Source organism: Cupriavidus sp. F041, assembly GCF_057814235.1.
Window position 1 is genome coordinate 2,637,001 of the sequence record NZ_JBVASY010000002.1, and the last position, 16,785, is coordinate 2,653,785.

A 16,785-nucleotide genomic window follows, 5' to 3' on the forward strand; every position below is an offset into this window, starting at 1 on the left:
AGTAAGAGCCGCAAGCCGCGGCACAAAAAAATGTGTCGGGCGATACAGCACAGCCCAAGGATGGAAAATATGTCTTTATCATGTCCACATCGTGACAAAATCACTTTGTCATCAATTTGACATGAATATATGGAAAAGTCGCCGCATTACCAAAAGAAGGTCATGCCAATGTCGACAAGCCCACCCGGCACGCTACTCAACCGCGAACTGGGCATCCTGGAATTCAATACGCGAGTGATGGCACAGGCTGCTGACGCCAAGGTGCCGTTGCTGGAACGTCTGAAATTCATTTGTATCGTTTCAAGCAATCTGGACGAGTTCTTCGAGATCCGCATGGCCGGACTGAAGGAGCAGATGCGTGACAATCCGTCCGGCATCACCCCCGATGGGCTCTCGCTGCAGCAGGCTTACCAGATCGTAACGGAACGCGTGCAAACGCTGGTGGCGATGCAGTATGACATGCTGCAAAACGTGATTTTCCCCCTGCTGGAGAAAGAAGGGGTGTTCTTTCACCTGACCTCCACCTGGAACGAGGCGCAACGCGAATGGGCGCGCAGTTTCTTCGTGCGTGAACTCGGCCCCGTCCTGACGCCGATCGCGCTGGACCCGGCCCACCCCTTCCCGCGGGTACTCAACAAGAGCCTGAATTTCGTCATTGAATTGTCGGGCAAGGATGCCTTCGGCCGGGAGGCCGACCTGGCCATCGTGCAGGCGCCGCGCGCGCTGCCGCGCATGGTCAGGATGCCCGAGGAACTCTCGGGCTATCCCTACGGCTTTGTGCTGCTGTCGTCCTTCATGCAAGGCTTCGTGCATGAGTTGTTCCCCGCCATCAAGGTCAACGGCTGCTATCAGTTCCGCGTCACCCGCAACTCTGACCTGTTTGTGTCCGAGGACGATATCACGGACCTGCGCGAAGCGCTGCAGGGCGAGCTGCCCACCCGCCACTTCGGCGACACGGTGCGCCTGGAAATCTCGTCCGACACACCGCCGACGATCGCGCGCCGACTGCTGCTCGAATCCGGCCTGGGCGAGCAGGACGTCTACCGCGTGAGCGGCCCCGTCAACCTGGTGCGGCTGATGCAGATCCCCGACCTGGTCGACCGCCCCGCCCTCAAGTACCCGCCCCACGTGCCGGCGCCGGTCAAGGCATTCGTGCCCGGCGTGCCGATGTTCGACGCGATCCGCCAGCAGGACGTGCTGCTGCATCATCCCTACGAGAGCTTCAGCTCGGTGCTCGACCTGCTGCAGCAGGCAGCAGTCGATCCCGCCGTGGTGGCCATCAAGCAGACTGTCTATCGCACCGGCAACGAGTCGCCGGTGATGGAAGCGCTGATGACCGCGGCCCGCAATGGCAAGGAAGTCACGGTCGTGGTGGAACTGCTGGCGCGCTTCGACGAAGAAACCAATATCAACTGGGCCGAGCGGCTCGAGTCCGCCGGCGCGCACGTGGTCTACGGCGTAGTCGGCCACAAGTGCCATGCCAAGATGCTGCTGATGGTCCGCCGGGAACTGGCCGGCGCCAAGAGCAAGCAGTACAAGCTGCGCCGCTACGCGCACCTGGGCACCGGCAACTACCACCCGCGTACCGCGCGGCTGTACACCGACTTCGGCCTGCTCACCGCCAACGAGCAGATCTGCGAGGACGTCCAGCATGTGTTCCAGCTGCTCACCGGCACCGCGGGCACCATCCGGCTGAATCATCTGTGGCAGTCGCCGTTCACCATGCAGAGCAACCTGGTCGAGCATATCCGGGCGGAAGCGCGCAACGCCCGCGCCGGCAAGCGCTCGCACATCATGGCCAAGATGAATGCGCTGCTGGAGCCGTCGATCATCGATGAGTTGTACAAGGCTTCGCGCGCCGGCGTGAAGATCGACCTGATCATCCGTGGGGTTTGCGCGCTGCGTCCGGGCGTGCCGGGCATGTCGGAGAACATCACGGTGCGCTCGATTGTCGGGCGCTTCCTGGAACATCATCGCGTCTACTACTTCCTGGCCGACGGTGCCGATGTCGTCTACTTGTCCAGCGCGGACTGGATGGACCGGAACCTGTTCCGCCGGGTCGAGGTCGCCTTCCCCGTACTGGACAAGACACTGAAGGCGCGCGTGATCAGCGAGAGCCTGCGCGTTCACCTGCGCGACAATGCTTCCGCCTGGATCATGCAGGAAGACGGTAGCTACACACGCAAGCACACCAAGTCCAAGCAGCCCCACGTCAGCCAGCACGACTTGCTGGCCATGTTCGGCAGTGCCTGAGGCACGAGTGGCACTGTTGGCGCGGAACGCCTAGCGCGCCGTGGCCAGCGGCTGCAAGGACGCGCGCAAGCAATCCACGAAGACCCGGACCTTGGGCGATGGCATACGCCCGCGCGGGAACATCGCGTTGAACTCCTGCACCGGGCCCGTCCACCACGGCAGCACGCGCCGCAGGCGCCCGGCCTCCACTTCACCTTGCATGCTCATGTCCAGCGCCATCGTTCGGTGCGGGTTTGGCACAGGAGGATGTGCTGTTCCGGCTGGCCGGCCAAACTGGAGCAGTCGATGCCCTGGGCCAGCCGCAAACCTCCGGTCTGGGCCAGCGACTGACCACCGAGAATCGCCCTGGTCAGGCTGCCTTCTGCGGCGGCTGGCCGGGGCGCGGCACGGCGGCCGGCATGTAGCCACTGCGATCGGTCGGGAATACCACGCGGAACACGCTGCCGCGGCCTACCTCGCTGGTGATACGCAGATCGGCATGATGGCGCGACAGCACGTGCTTGACGATGGCCAGCCCCAGGCCGGTGCCGCCGGTATCGCGCGAGCGGCTGCGATCGACCCGGTAGAAGCGCTCGGTCAGGCGGGGGATATGGTCGGCGGCGATGCCCAGGCCCGTATCGCTGACCGAGAAGATGGCGTGCTCGTTCTCGTACGTCAGCGCGATGCCGATGCGCCCGCCCTCGGGCGTATAGCGCACCGCGTTGGAAACCAGGTTGCCGAATGCCGACAGCAGTTCCCGCTCCGCGCCGCGGATCACCACCGCCGGATCGATCTGCGCGGACACCTGATGGCCGCCCTGCGACAGCGCCTCGGCGTCATGCACCAGGTGCCCGACCAGTTCGGCCATGTCGATGCGCTCCGGGCTCGGCGGCTGCTCGTCGCTTTCCAGCTTGGCCAGCACCAGCAAGTCCTCGACCAGGTGCTGCATGCGCATTGACTGCACAAGCATCATGTCGAGATAGCGGTTGCGATCCTGCTCCGATACCGGCAGGTCGCGCACCGTCTCCAGGAAGCCGGTCAGTACCGTCAGCGGCGTCTTCAACTCGTGCGAGACATTGGCGACGAAATCCCTGCGCATCGCCTCGGTGTTCTCCAACTTGGTGATGTCATGCGTCAGCACCAGCTTGCGGTTCTCCCCGTAAGGCAGGATCTGTACGGCAATCACGCTGCGCTTGTGCTCGCCCATGTCGCGCATCAGTAGCGGATCGTCGAAACGCTGCAGGTGCAGATACTGCACAAACTCGGGGCGCCGGATCAGGTGGGTAATGCGCTGGCGCACGTCACGCCGCGCATTGAGGCCGAAGTGCTGCTCGGCCACGTCGTTGCACCACTCGATCTGGTCGGCGTCGTCGAGCATCAACACGCCGTTGGGCGAAGCCTGGATGGCCTGGATAAAGCGGGTATGTTGCTGCTCGACCTGGAGCACCTGGGTACGCCAGCGCTTGACCAGCCGATGCAGTCGGTAATACACCTCGCCCCACAGCCCGAGCGCGCTGGGAATCTCGCCGTAGGCCGGCGCGTCGAGCACTTTCCACAGGCGGTTGATCTGGTACAGGTAGTAGAGCAAGAGTCCCAGCAGCGCGGCGCACATCACGGCCAGCGCGGGTACGGGACCTACAAGGAAGTACAGCCCGGACGAAGCCAGGGCCAGGAAGATCAGGATGGCCGCCGAACGGGCCCAGATGACGTTCATGAAGAAGGAAGAAGGTCAGGCAGGCGGCAGGACCGCAGGGAATGCGGTGGAGTGTGCCACGAAACAGGCCACAAGAAACAGGGCCACAAGCGAGGCAACAAGCGAGCGGCCAGCGAGCGGCCGCCCGTCCGGCGACAGGCGCCACGCCGGTGAAGGCGTGGCAAGCCAGGTGTCAGTGGCTGGGCGCGCGCGCCAGGCGGTACCCGCTGCCCCGCACCGTCTCGATCATATTGCTGTACCCGCCGGGGGTCAGCGCGGCACGCAGGCGCTTGATATGGACGTCGACCGTCCGCTCTTCGACGAACACGTGATCGCCCCAGACCTGGTCCAGCAGCTGCGAGCGGCTGTGCACGCGCTCCGGATGCGTCATCAGGAAGTGCAGCAGGCGGAACTCGGTGGGACCCAGATCCAGCTTGATCAGCCCGGTCTCGTCCTGGCCGGTGACACGGTGCGTGGCCGGATCAAGGCGCAGGCCATTGATGGCAACCACGTCGTCGGTGAGTTGCGGTGCGCGGCGGCGCAACACGGCCTTGATGCGGGCCAGCAGTTCCTTGGGGGAGAACGGCTTGGTGACGTAGTCGTCCGCGCCGGCCTCGAGCCCCAGTACCTTATCCTGCTCCTCGCTGCGCGCGGTCAGCATGATGATCGGAATCTGCTTGGTACGGTCGTTGTTGCGCAGCTCCTTGGCGAAGGTTGCACCCGACTTGCCCGGGAGCATCCAGTCGAGCAACACCAGGTCCGGCAACACGTCGCTCATCAGCGACAGTGCCTGCTCGGCGTTATAGGCCCGGATCGGATAATGTCCCGCGTGTTGCAGGTTGACCGCGATCAGTTCGGCGATCGCCGGTTCGTCTTCGACAACAAGAATGCTGCTTGGCATGTAGTTTTCTCCGCAGTGGCGCCGTTTTAACTCAGCGCTTCGCGCTCCATGTCCTCACGCGAGGCGTGGCGGACGTCGGTTCCCTTGACGATGTAGATGATGAATTCGGCGATGTTCTTGGCGTGATCGCCAATACGCTCGATTGCCTTGGCGATGAAGAGGAAGTCGAGCGCGACCGAGATCGTACGCGGGTCTTCCATCATGTAGGTGATGAGCTTGCGCACAAAGGCGCGGAATTCTTCGTCAATGGCTTTGTCTTCCTTGACGATCCGGGCCGCGGCCACGGTGTCCAGGCGCGCAAAGGCGTCCAGAGCCTGGCGCAGCAGCGCGATGGCCATATCGCCCGAGAGCTTCACCTCGGAATAGTTGATCTGGTGGGCACCCGAGTCTTCCATGATGTGCTTGGTGCGCTTGGCGATCTTCTCCGCCTCGTCACCGGCGCGCTCCAGATTGGTGATGGTCTTGGAAATCGCCATCACCAGGCGCAGGTCGCGCGCGGTCGGTTGCCGGCGCGCGATGATATTGCCGCAATCGGCATCGATCTCGAGCTCGAGCGCGTTGAGCTGCTGCTCGCGCGCGATCACCTGGTCGGCGAGATCGGCATCGAACTCCGATAGCGCCCGCATGGCGATTTCGATCTGCGACTCGACCAGACCACCCATCTGCAGCAACTTCGTGCTGATGGCGTTCAGGTCGGCGTCGAATTGGGTCGACAGGTGCTTGTCAGACATGTTGTTCTCCTAGCCGCTCTATTTGCATGCTATGCGTTATGTGCACAACGCTCAAATCAGCCGAAACGGCCCGTGATGTAGTCTTCGGTTTCCTTGCGATGCGGCTTGATGAAGATCTTCTCGGTCTCGCCGAATTCGATCAGTTCACCCAGATACATATATGCGGTGTAGTCCGAGCAGCGCGCGGCTTGCTGCATATTGTGCGTCACGATCACCACCGTATACTCATCCTTCAGCTCCGCAATCAGTTCTTCGATGCGCCCGGTCGAAATCGGGTCGAGAGCAGAGCACGGCTCGTCTAGCAAGAGCACATCGGGGCGGATGGCGATGCCTCGTGCGATGCACAGGCGCTGTTGCTGCCCGCCCGACAGACCATAGCCCGACTGGTTGAGCTTGTCCTTGGCCTCGTTCCACAACGCAGCCTTGGACAGTGCCCACTCAACGCGGTCGTCCATCTCGGAGCGAGACAGCTTCTCGAACAAGCGCACCCCGAAGGCAATGTTGTCATAGATCGACATGGGGAACGGCGTGGGTTTCTGGAACACCATGCCAACCTTGGCGCGCAGCAGGGCGATGTCCTGCTTGGCGGTCAGCAGGTTCTCGCCGTCCATGTTGATCTCGCCCTCGGCACGCTGCTCCGGATAGAGCGCGTACATCTTGTTGAAGGTACGCAACAGGGTCGACTTGCCGCAGCCGGACGGGCCGATGAAGGCCGTCACTTTGCGCTCCGGGATCGACATGTTGACGTTCTTCAACGCATGGAACTGGCCATAGTAGAAGTTCAGGTTGCGCACGTCGATCTTGGCGCGGGTCGTGTCGGGAATGTCGATGACGGTCGAGGTCATGCTCGTCTCTCGCAAGGAATTTCGGGAATGCCGTGTGGCTATCACGCCGCTGGTCATTTCTTGAACAGAATGCGGGCCAGGATGTTCAGCGCCAGCACCCCAACGGTAATCAGGAACACGCCGGCCCAGGCCAGTTGCTGCCATTCGACAAACGGGCTCATGGCGAAGCGGAAGATGGTCACCGGGAGGTTCGCCATCGGCTTGTTTAGGTCGCTGGTCCAGAACTGGTTGGACAAGGCCGTGAAGAGCAGCGGCGCGGTCTCGCCGGCGATGCGGGCCACCGCCAGCAGCACGCCGGTAACGATGCCCGCATAAGACGACTTCACCGTGATCGACAGCACCATCTTCCACTTGGGGGTGCCCAGGGCGAAGGCCGCCTCGCGCAGCGCGTTCGGGACCAGGTTCAGCATGTTCTCCGTGGTACGCACCACGATCGGGATTTGCAGCAGCGCCAGGGCGCAGATGCCGGCCCAGGCGGAAAAATGGCCCATGCGGGTCACCACCAGCGCATAGACGAACAGTCCGATCACGATCGACGGCGCCGACAGCAGGATGTCGTTGATGAAACGGATGAAGCTGGCCAGCGGCGAAGTCTTGCCGTATTCGGCCAGGTAAATCCCGGCCAGGATGCCCAGCGGCGTGCCGCACAGCGTGGCCAGCCCGACCATTACGAAGCTGCCGTAGATCGCATTGGCCAGGCCGCCGCCGACGGTATTCGGCGCCGGCGTCATCTGCGTGAACAGATCCATCGACAACCCGCCCACCCCCAGCGAGATGGTGGTCCAGAGTATCCACGCCAGCCAGAACAGGCCGAAACCCATCGCGCCCAGCGACGCGGTCAGGGCATAGAAGTTAGTGCGGCGGCGGCGTGCCTGCAGGCGCGCGCGCGTGGCATCCGCATCCGGGCGCACTGCCGGCATCGAAGTGGAAGACATTGCGGCTTGGCTCATTTTGCGCCCTCGTTCTTGGCCAGGCGCATCAGCAGAATCTTTGACAGCGCCAGGACCACGAAAGTGATGAAGAAGAGGATCAGGCCGAGTTCCATCAGCGCGGCGGTATGCAGGCCCGCGCCGGCTTCGGCAAATTCGTTGGCCAGGGCGGAGGTGATGCTGTTGCCCGGCGAGAACAACGAGACGTTGTCCAGCAGGTTGGTATTGCCGATCACGAAGGTGACGGCCATGGTCTCGCCAAGCGCACGGCCCAGGCCCAGCATTACGCCGCCGATCACGCCGGCCCGGGTGTAAGGCAGCACCACGCGCCACATCACTTCCCAGGTGGTGCAACCGACCCCGTAGGCCGATTCCTTGAGCAGCACCGGCGTGACTTCGAAGACGTCGCGCATCACCGAGGCAATGTAGGGAATGATCATGATCGCCAGGATCACCCCGGCGCACAGCAGGCCAATGCCCAGCGGCGCGCCCTGGAACAGCTTGCCGATCAGCGGCACCTGGCCCACTGTGGCGGCCAGCGGCTTCTGGAAGTACTCGCCGAAAATGGGCGAGAAGACCAGCAGGCCCCACATGCCGTAGACAATCGAGGGCACCGCCGCCAGCAGCTCGATGGCCGTGCCGAGCGGACGGCGCAGCCACGCTGGCGACAGTTCCGTCAGGAACAGCGCGATACCGAAGCTGATGGGTACTGCAATGATCAAGGCGATGAGCGAGGTCACGATGGTGCCGTAGATGGGCACCAGGGCGCCGTAGACATCGGCGGGTGGATCCCACTCGGCGGTCCACAGGAAGCGCAGGCCGAAGGTCTGGATGGTGGGCCACGCGCTGATTGCGAGCGATACGATGATGCCGCCCAGCAGCAGCAAGGTCACGATGGCGGCGCCGCGCGTCAGGCCACCAAACAAGATGTCACCGGTACGGCTGGGTGGCCGCACAGCGGATAGATCGGATGTAGTCGCCATGATGTGGTTTTGGAGTTCGGTTAAGGGCAGGCCGCCGGCTGCTCCGCCCGCTCAGGCCCGTGAGCCTGCGCATTGCGCTGCGGGTGCCGGGATGTCTGCCATACGTTCTGCGTTGCTGTTTCTGCTGTGATGCTGCTTTGCTGCTGCGTAGTGCTTTGTCGCTTGCCCGGCGCCTTTTGGACGCCAGGCAGGCGAAGCTGCAATCCCGGCCCGCACATGCGGCCGGGTTCGCAGCCGGCCGATCAGTTGTACAGGGCCTTGCCCGAACCGTCCTTGACCGAGCTCTTCCAGGTCGCGCGGATCTGGTTCACCACGGCGTCCGGCAGCGGCACGTAGTCGAGATCGCTGGCCATGTTGCCACCGCTCTTGTACGCCCAGTCGAAGAACTTCAGCACTTCCGCGCCCTGTGCCGGCTTTTCCTGGTTCTTGTGGACCAGGATGAAGGTGGCGCCGGCGATCGGCCATGCCGCCTTGCCAGCCTGGTTGGTCAGGATCTGGTAGTACGTCTTGCTCCAGTCGGCACCGGCAGCGGCTGCCTTGAAGGCATCGTCGCCCGGCTGGACCACGGCACCCGAAGCGTTCTTCATGTTCAGGTGGGTCATCTTGTTCTGCTTGGCGTAGGCGTACTCGACGTAGCCGATGGCGCCGTTCAGGCGCTGCACGAAAGCAGCAACGCCTTCGTTACCCTTGCCACCCGTGCCGCCGCCCGGCCAGTTGACCGTGGTGCCCTCGCCCACCGAGCTCTTCCACTCGGGGCTGACCTTGGTCAGGTAATTGGTAAAGATGAAGGTCGTGCCCGAACCATCGGCGCGGCGCACCGGCAGGATGTCCTGGTTCGGCAGCTTGGCGTGCGGGTTCAGCGCCTTGATGGCGGGATCGTCCCACTTCTTGATCTTGCCCAGGTAGATGTTGGCCAGCACTTCGCCGGTGATGGTCAGTTCGCCCGGCTTGATACCTTGCAGGTTGATCACCGGCACCACGCCGCCGATCACCGTGGGAAACTGCACCAGGCCTTGCTTGGCCAGGTCTTCGTCCTTCAGGGGGGCGTCGGAAGCGCCGAAATCGACGGTCTTGGCGCCAATCTGCTTGATACCACCGGACGAGCCGATGGATTGATAGTTGACCTTGTTACCCGTTGCCTTTTGGTATGCGTCGGCCCACTTGGAATAGACGGGCGCCGGGAAGGATGCGCCAGCACCGGTAATTTCCGCCGCGAACGCAGTGCCCGCCACCACCAACGACACGATGCCTGCAACGGCAGTCTTGACCAGCTTCATATGTCCTCCAGAGACATGGTTGGGGAATGACAATTTTTTGACAAGTCGAACTGTATGCCCCCTATATGACAATTCCATGACATCACGAGATCTTCTTGCTAGCGACTGGAAAGTTAGCCTCGACTCACATAAGACACCTGCCTCTCATCCCCTTCCACTCTCGCTTCTGGTCTTTAAATCCGCCGGTTAATTGCTGATTTGAGTAAAAAAATGCCGGGCAATGCCCGGCATTCGTGACCGCGTCGAATCAATCGATGCTCAGGCCCGCAACGCGTCCGCCAGCGTCTGCGCCGCCTGCTCCGCGGTATCGGCCTGCTCGGCCTCGACCATCACGCGCACAACCGGCTCCGTCCCCGACGCACGGATCAGGACACGGCCGCGGCCTTCCAGTTGCGGCTCGATCACAGCACGCGCCGCGCTCAATCCGGCGTGCGACTCCCAGTCGAAGCCTTTTTCGACCCGCACGTTGATCAGCGTCTGCGGGAACAGCGAAACACCTTCCAGCAACTGGGCCAGGCTCTTGCCGCTACGGCGCAATGCCGCCAGGACCTGCAAGGCAGAAACGATGCCATCGCCGGTGGTGTGCCGGTCAAGGCAGAGCAGATGGCCCGAGCCCTCGCCGCCAAGCGTCCACTTGCGCTTGTTCAGTTCCTCCAGCACATAGCGGTCGCCCACCTTGGCGCGCACGAACTCCACGCCCTGGCGCTTTAGCGCCAGCTCGACCGCCATATTGGTCATCAACGTGCCCACCGCGCCCTGCACGGCCTGCCCCGCATGGAGACGGTCCTGCACGATCAGGTAAAGCAGTTCGTCACCGTTGAACAGACGGCCGTCGCGGTCCACCACCTGCAAGCGGTCGGCATCGCCATCGAAGGCCAGGCCCATGTCCGCGCCATTGGCCTTGACAGCCTCGATCAGCTTCTCAGGCGCGGTGGCGCCATAGCCCGCATTGATATTGCGTCCGTCTGGCTGGTTGCCGATCGAGATCACATCGGCGCCCAGTTCGTGGAAAACGTGGGGGGCAATGTGATAAGCGGCCCCATGGGCGCAATCCACCACCAGCTTGAGCTTGTGCAGGTCCTGCTCGTAGGGGAACGTGCTCTTGCAGAACTCGATGTACCTGCCGGCGGCATCCTCGATGCGGCGTGCGCGGCCGAGATCGTCCGAGCGCACGCACACCATCGGCTCTTCCAGTGCCTCCTCGATCGCCATTTCCACCGAGTCGGGCAGCTTGTCGCCATCTGCCGAGAAGAACTTGATGCCGTTGTCGTAGTAGGGGTTATGGCTGGCGGAGATCACCACGCCCGCCGACAGGCGAAGGGCGCGCGTGAGATACGCCACGCCCGGAGTCGGCAGCGGCCCGGTCAGCAGCACGTTGACGCCAGCCGAGGTAAAGCCGGCCTCCAGCGCGGCCTCCAGCATATAGCCGGAGATACGCGTGTCCTTGCCAATCAGCACGGTCGGACGCGCCTGGTCTTGCTGCTTCGCGCCATGGGCGAGCACCATGCCCGCCGCATAGCCCAGGCGCATCATGAAGTCGGGCGTGATCGGCGCCTCGCCTACCCTGCCGCGCACCCCATCCGTGCCGAAGTACTTGCGTGTCATAAGGTCTTTCTCCCGTTGTTCTGTCTTGCGATGCCGAATGCTAAGGGCTAAATGCGCAATGCTGGATGCCAATAATCAAAACAAATGTTAACTGGCAATTGTTTCATGACGGATGGCCCACCAGATCTTGAGGGCATCCACGGTTTGCGCTACATCATGCACGCGCACGATATACGCACCCCGCTCCGCCGCGCACACCGCCGCGGCCAGGCTGGCGGCGACGCGTTCCTGCGGCGGGCGGCCGCCCAGAATCGTGCCGAGCGTCGACTTCCGTGACAACCCCACTAGTAGGGGCAATCCTTCCACGGCGAGTTGCGGCAACTGGCCCAGCAAGCGCAGATTATGATCCGGTGTCTTGCCGAAGCCAAAACCCGGATCCAGCGTGATACGGGCATCGTCGATGCCCGCATCACGCAGCACGCCGATGCGCTCCCGCAGGAAGTCGGCCACGTCGCGTACCACGTCCTCATACTGTGGGTGCTCCTGCATGGTTTGCGGATCGCGTTGCATGTGCATCACGCACAACGCGGCCTGCCCAGCATCCGCCCCGCTCACCGCCTCGACCGCACCGGGCATGCGGAAGCCCCAGATGTCATTGATCAGGTCGGCGCCGGCGGCCAGCGCGGCGCGCATGACTTCCGGCTTGTAGGTATCGATCGACAAGGCCCGGCCACAGTCGCGCAGCGCCTCGACCATCGGCAGCACGCGCTCCAGCTCCTGCTCCAGCGGCAGCGCCGCCGATCCTGGCCGGCTCGACTCGCCGCCGATATCGATGATGTCCACGCCCTCGGCAATCATGCGTTCGGCATGCCGCAAGGCGGCATCGCGGCCGGCATGCTGGCCACCATCGGAAAAGGAATCCGGGGTGACGTTGAGGATACCCATCACCAGGGGTCGGCGGTCACGCGCGAATCGGTAGCGGCCGCATTGGAAATACGAATCAGTTGAGATCGACGACAAGATACGAGAGCGAGAGACGATAAAAGAAACCTGGCTGCGCAATATGCGGCGCCAGCAAAGCAAAAACCGGCGCACAAGGCGCCGGCTTCAGGCTTGGTGAACAAACGCTACAGCCACCACTACGGCACCAGGGCTACTGGTCCGCCGGCGTCGTTGCCCCGCCGGCTATGCCGCTCAGGCCGTGGCGGGTGCGTTGGCGGGGGCCACCGGCGAACCGCCCGACGGGGTGTTGCCACCACCGTTCTGGCTGGAGGCACCACGCGGCGGCCGCGGCGGCTTGCCTGCCATGATGTCGTTGACCTGGTCCGCGTCGATGGTTTCCCACTCCATCAGGGCCGCGGTCATTGCCTCGACCTTGTCGCGGTTTTCCTCGAGCAGTCGCTTGGCCAGGCTGTACTGTTCGTCGACGATGCGGCGGATTTCCGCGTCCACCTTGACCTGGGTGGCTTCCGACACCGTCTTCGACGACATCTTGCCGAACATGCCATCCTGCTCGGTATCCACATACACCATGGTACCCAGCGTATCGCTCATGCCGAAGCGGGTGACCATGTCGCGGGCCGTCTTGGTGGCACGCTCGAAGTCGTTGGAAGCACCGGTGCTCATGGCGTTGAGGAAGACCTCTTCCGCCGCGCGGCCGCCAAACAGGATGGCGATCTCGTCGAGCATGTTGTCCTTGTACTTCGAGTACTTGTCGTGCTCAGGCAATTGCCAGGTCACGCCCAGCGCCCAGCCGCGCGGCATGATGGTGACCTTGTGCACCGGATCCGCCTTCGGCAGCAGCTTTGCCACCACCGCATGGCCGGACTCGTGGTACGCGGTAGCACGGCGTTCCTCTTCGCGCATGACCGTGGACTTGCGCTCCGGACCCATGTAGATCTTGTCCTTGGCGTCCTCGAAGTCCTGCATGTCGACCACGCGCTTGCTGCGGCGGGCGGCGAACAGTGCGGCTTCATTGACCAGGTTGGCCAGATCGGCGCCCGAGAAGCCCGGGGTACCGCGTGCGATTACCGAGGCGTCGACGTCGTTGCCAATCGGCACCTTGCGCATATGGACCTTGAGAATCTGCTCGCGGCCGCGGATGTCGGGCAGGCCGACGTACACCTGGCGATCGAAACGGCCCGGGCGCAGCAGCGCCTTGTCCAGCACGTCTGAACGGTTGGTGGCGGCGATCACGATCACACCCGAGTTGGCCTCGAAGCCGTCCATCTCGACCAGCATCTGGTTCAGGGTCTGCTCGCGCTCGTCGTTGCCGCCGCCCATGCCGGCGCCGCGGTGACGGCCGACCGCATCGATTTCGTCAATGAAGACGATGCAGGGAGCCTGCTTCTTGGCGTTCTCGAACATGTCGCGCACACGGGCCGCGCCCACGCCGACGAACATTTCAACGAAGTCCGAACCGGAGATGCTGAAGAACGGCACCTTGGCTTCGCCGGCGATCGCGCGCGCCAGCAGCGTCTTGCCGGTGCCCGGAGGGCCGACCAGCAGCACGCCGCGCGGGATACGGCCGCCCAGCTTCTGGAATTTCTGCGGATCCTTGAGGAAGTCCACCAGCTCGACCACTTCTTCCTTGGATTCATCGCAACCGGCGACGTCCTGGAAGGTGACCGCGTTCTGGTTTTCATCGATCAGGCGCGCGCGCGACTTGCCGAAGGAGAAGGCGCCGCCTTTGCCGCCGCCCTGCATCTGCCGCATCATGTAGAACCAGAACACGATGATCAGCAGGGTGGGCCCGAGGTAGTACAGGGCCTGCACCAGCATATTGGGTTCGTCGTCAGCCTTGCCGGTCACCTGAACGCCGTACTTCATCAGGTCGCCGACCATCCAGATGTCGCCCGGCGAGATGATGGTGTACTTCTGCCCTTCCTTGGGCGTCACCACCAGATTACGGCCTTGCACGTCGACCCGGCCCACCTTGCCGGCCTTGGCATCATCCATGAACTGCGAATAGGTGACGCCTTCCTGCGCGCGGGGCTTGTCGAACTGCTTGAAGACGGTAAACAACACCAGCGCGATCACGAGCCAGATTGCCGCCTTTTGAAACAGGTTGTTATTCAAGGCCAAACTCCTTTACGAACGCCTTGCCAACGGGATAGCTGCATTGTAATGCAGCGCCCGGTGTCGGGGGAAAAAGCAAATTGATCGAAGCGATAGGCTCGCTTCACCCCGCCGACTTGAGGTAACGCCCAAGAATGAAGGTCTCTGAAGACTTGTCGCGCGACGCCTTGGGCTTGCGTTTGGCGACCACCTTGAACTGGCGCTTGAACTTCTCCACGATCTGGCTGTAACCGCTGCCATGGAAACACTTTACCAGCAATGAGCCCTCCGGCTTCAGATGCGCCTGGGCAAATTCCAGCGCCAGGTCGCACAAGTAATCGATACGGGCAGCATCGGCAAAGGCCACACCTGATAAATTGGGGGCCATGTCCGACAATACAAGGTCGATCTTTGCACCGCCGGACGCCTGGAGCACGATTTCCTCCAGCTGCCGGAAAACGTCCTCCTCGCGGAAGTCACCCTGGATGAATGTGACGTCGGCGACTGCCTCCATGGGCAGCAGGTCGATGGCGATCACTGCACCGTCGATGCCGCCGTCCTTGGCGCGCGGCGAAGCCGCCAGCTTATTGCGGGCGTACTGGCTCCAGCTGCCGGGGGCAGCGCCCAGGTCAACAATGACCTGGCCGGGACGGATCAGCTTGTCCTGCTCGTCGATCTCCTTCAGCTTATACGCTGCGCGGGCCCGATAGCCCTCGCGCTGCGCCATTTTGACGTAGGGGTCGTTGATATGGTCGTGCAACCACGCCTGATTGAATTTGTTCTTGGCCATTCCGGAGACATCTGTTTGAAAAAAACGCCGCCGACCCGCGGTCGACCGTGCGTTTTTCACTCGTTTTGCTGATTTTGCAGCCTGACCGCGCCAGTTTGACGGATAATACGCGCCGATTCGCTTTTTCGGCACTTCGGTGCCTTGGTTTGCGCACCACTTGCGCGCCCATTTGCGCCCTCGCCTGCGCTTTACTTATGCCCGCTCTTCAACTCATTCCCGCCCAGCGCTCCGAACTCCGCTCACGTGCCCATGGCCTCAACCCGGTCGTGATGATCGGCGGCGAGGGCCTGACCCGGCCCGTCCTGGCCGAAATCGACCGCAGCCTGGCGTCTCACGACCTGATCAAGATCCGCGTGTTCGGCGACGACCGCGAAAGCCGCATCGCCATGTACGAAGCCATTTGCGAGGATCTCAGCGCCGCCCCGATCCAGCATATCGGCAAGCTGCTGGTGGTATGGCGCCCGGGTCCGGCCGTCCTGAAGGAAAATCGTCCGCAGGAACTGGGCCGCCTGGCCCCGCGTGGCGGCGCCGCGCCGCGCACCGTGACCGTCAGGAAGCCAAGCGCCGCGCCCAATCGCCGCCCCAAGCGCTCGCAAGTGACCGTGCTGGGCAATGAGCGCGTCACCGCTGGCGGCAACGTCAAGCGTGCGCGTGCCCGTCCGACCAGCCAGAAGAAGAAAGCGCTCGACTGAGCGACTGGCCGGCGCCTCCTGACGCGCGCCGGCTTGATATCGGCGGCCCCGCACGCGGGGTCCGCCACACTCCTTGCCCGCCAGCCCTACTCGCCCGCCGAACGCGGCGCCGCCGCGCGCCACACCAGGACCAGCGCAAGCAGGCTATGCGCCAGGTAGAACACGCTGGACACACCATGCAGCATGCCGAACTGCCCCTTATAGGGGGATTCGGACACGCCCACGCCCAGCGCCGTCGCCTTGTCCTTCAGGTTCTCCATGAAGGGCTGGATGCCAAAGTATCCCACCAGCACGCAAAGCAGCATGCCCAGCACCAGCCAGCGCAGCCCCCGGTAGCGCCTCGCGCCACGGCGGATCATCAGGTTGCACAGCGCCAGTTGCAGCACGCCGACCACCACGCCAAGGATGGCCTCGGTCCGGAACAGCTGCCCGGCGATCAGGCCGGCGGTCTCCCGGCTGGGCAGCACCGAAAACAGCGTCGGGGCCACCATGTAGCCCACGGTCCACAGGCTGCCGGCCCAGACTACGGTCAGCAGGAGAAAGATCCGATGCGGCAGCGGCGGCAGGCTCGAGTAGGAGGAGGAGAACACGCAGCCCCGTTCAGACGTAGCGAACCGTGATGACTTCGTACTCGCGCTCGCCGCCAGGGGCCAGCACGATCGCCACATCGCCCTCGAACTTGCCGATCAGCGCGCGCGCGATAGGCGAGCTGACCGAGATCTTGCCGCTGTCGAGGTCGGCCTCGTCGTCGCCGACGATCTGGTAGCTCACGGGCTTGCCCGACTCCAGGTCTTCCAGGTCCACGGTGGCGCCAAACACGATGCGGCCATCGGTATCGAGTTGGGTCGGGTCGATGACCTGCGCGGTCGACAGCTTGGACTCCACTTCCAGGATGCGGCCTTCGATAAAGGCCTGCTTTTCCTTGGCGGCGTCGTATTCGGCGTTTTCGGACAGGTCACCCTGCGCGCGCGCTTCGGAAATGGCATTGATCACCGCGGGACGTTCGACGGCCTTCAGGCGCTGCAGTTCCTCTTTAAGCAGCGCGGCGCCGCGCTTTGTAATCGGAATCGTGCTCATGTCTTCGTTCTGCAAAAAAATGAGCCGCAGCGG

Annotated in this window: 16 protein-coding genes; 2 read left to right on the forward strand and 14 right to left on the reverse strand. The window is 63.1% G+C overall.

The annotated features are described in order from the left end of the window. Window positions 1-129 precede the first annotated feature (129 nt). Window positions 130-2,253: a polyphosphate kinase 1 gene (ppk1, locus tag ACZY0R_RS29530; protein WP_488863377.1), complete on the forward strand. Its 2,124-nt coding sequence runs from the start codon at window positions 130-132 to the stop codon at window positions 2,251-2,253. Window positions 2,254-2,283: 30 nt separating this feature from the next. On the opposite strand, the gene ACZY0R_RS29535 is transcribed toward ppk1, so the two are convergent. From ACZY0R_RS29535 to ACZY0R_RS29590, 12 genes are all read right to left on the reverse strand, one after another. Continuing rightward, the gene (locus ACZY0R_RS29535; RefSeq protein WP_488863379.1) at window positions 2,284-2,460 is read right to left on the reverse strand and encodes a LysR substrate-binding domain-containing protein; all 177 of its coding nucleotides are present in this window, start codon (window positions 2,458-2,460) and stop codon (window positions 2,284-2,286) included. A gap of 142 nt (window positions 2,461-2,602) precedes the next feature. Then, a complete protein-coding gene (gene phoR / locus ACZY0R_RS29540; RefSeq protein WP_488863381.1) occupies window positions 2,603-3,946 on the reverse strand; it encodes a phosphate regulon sensor histidine kinase PhoR in 1,344 nt (447 codons plus the stop codon). A gap of 172 nt (window positions 3,947-4,118) precedes the next feature. Beyond that, window positions 4,119-4,826 (reverse strand): phosphate regulon transcriptional regulator PhoB, encoded by a 708-nt coding sequence (phoB, locus tag ACZY0R_RS29545; RefSeq protein WP_045238375.1) that lies wholly within the window; start codon window positions 4,824-4,826, stop codon window positions 4,119-4,121. A 26-nt stretch (window positions 4,827-4,852) separates the two neighbouring features. Continuing rightward, a complete protein-coding gene (gene phoU / locus ACZY0R_RS29550; RefSeq protein WP_035860529.1) occupies window positions 4,853-5,557 on the reverse strand; it encodes a phosphate signaling complex protein PhoU in 705 nt (234 codons plus the stop codon). Window positions 5,558-5,613: 56 nt separating this feature from the next. Beyond that, window positions 5,614-6,402, reverse strand: coding sequence for a phosphate ABC transporter ATP-binding protein PstB (pstB, locus tag ACZY0R_RS29555; protein ID WP_045238376.1), 789 nt, complete (start codon window positions 6,400-6,402; stop codon window positions 5,614-5,616). Window positions 6,403-6,455: 53 nt separating this feature from the next. Further along, window positions 6,456-7,352: a phosphate ABC transporter permease PstA gene (gene pstA, locus ACZY0R_RS29560; protein ID WP_045238377.1), complete on the reverse strand. Its 897-nt coding sequence runs from the start codon at window positions 7,350-7,352 to the stop codon at window positions 6,456-6,458. Then, window positions 7,349-8,314 carry a phosphate ABC transporter permease PstC gene (pstC, locus tag ACZY0R_RS29565; RefSeq protein ID WP_045238378.1) on the reverse strand — a complete coding sequence of 322 codons (966 nt, stop codon included), beginning with the start codon at window positions 8,312-8,314 and terminating at the stop codon, window positions 7,349-7,351. The genes pstA and pstC overlap by 4 nt, the downstream gene beginning before the upstream one ends. Window positions 8,315-8,556: 242 nt before the next feature. Continuing rightward, window positions 8,557-9,591 (reverse strand): phosphate ABC transporter substrate-binding protein PstS, encoded by a 1,035-nt coding sequence (pstS, locus tag ACZY0R_RS29570; RefSeq protein ID WP_488863384.1) that lies wholly within the window; start codon window positions 9,589-9,591, stop codon window positions 8,557-8,559. A 258-nt stretch (window positions 9,592-9,849) separates the two neighbouring features. Beyond that, window positions 9,850-11,196, reverse strand: coding sequence for a phosphoglucosamine mutase (glmM, locus tag ACZY0R_RS29575; RefSeq protein ID WP_488863386.1), 1,347 nt, complete (start codon window positions 11,194-11,196; stop codon window positions 9,850-9,852). A gap of 87 nt (window positions 11,197-11,283) precedes the next feature. Continuing rightward, a complete protein-coding gene (gene folP / locus ACZY0R_RS29580; protein WP_488863388.1) occupies window positions 11,284-12,081 on the reverse strand; it encodes a dihydropteroate synthase in 798 nt (265 codons plus the stop codon). 249 nt (window positions 12,082-12,330) lie between these two features. After that, on the reverse strand, window positions 12,331-14,214 hold the full coding sequence (gene ftsH, locus ACZY0R_RS29585) for an ATP-dependent zinc metalloprotease FtsH (RefSeq protein WP_488863390.1): 1,884 nt from the start codon (window positions 14,212-14,214) through the stop codon (window positions 12,331-12,333). A gap of 103 nt (window positions 14,215-14,317) precedes the next feature. Beyond that, the gene (locus tag ACZY0R_RS29590) at window positions 14,318-14,983 is read right to left on the reverse strand and encodes an RlmE family RNA methyltransferase (protein WP_035860545.1); all 666 of its coding nucleotides are present in this window, start codon (window positions 14,981-14,983) and stop codon (window positions 14,318-14,320) included. Window positions 14,984-15,177: 194 nt separating this feature from the next. On the opposite strand from ACZY0R_RS29590, the gene ACZY0R_RS29595 reads away from it, so the two are divergent. Continuing rightward, window positions 15,178-15,675, forward strand: a complete 498-nt coding sequence (locus tag ACZY0R_RS29595) for a YhbY family RNA-binding protein (RefSeq protein WP_035860547.1) — start codon at window positions 15,178-15,180, stop codon at window positions 15,673-15,675. Window positions 15,676-15,761: 86 nt separating this feature from the next. Here ACZY0R_RS29595 and ACZY0R_RS29600 read toward each other — a convergent pair whose 3' ends face one another. After that, on the reverse strand, window positions 15,762-16,265 hold the full coding sequence (locus ACZY0R_RS29600) for a DUF4149 domain-containing protein (RefSeq protein WP_035860548.1): 504 nt from the start codon (window positions 16,263-16,265) through the stop codon (window positions 15,762-15,764). A 10-nt stretch (window positions 16,266-16,275) separates the two neighbouring features. Next, window positions 16,276-16,752: a transcription elongation factor GreA gene (gene greA, locus ACZY0R_RS29605; protein WP_045238424.1), complete on the reverse strand. Its 477-nt coding sequence runs from the start codon at window positions 16,750-16,752 to the stop codon at window positions 16,276-16,278. Window positions 16,753-16,785 lie beyond the last annotated feature (33 nt).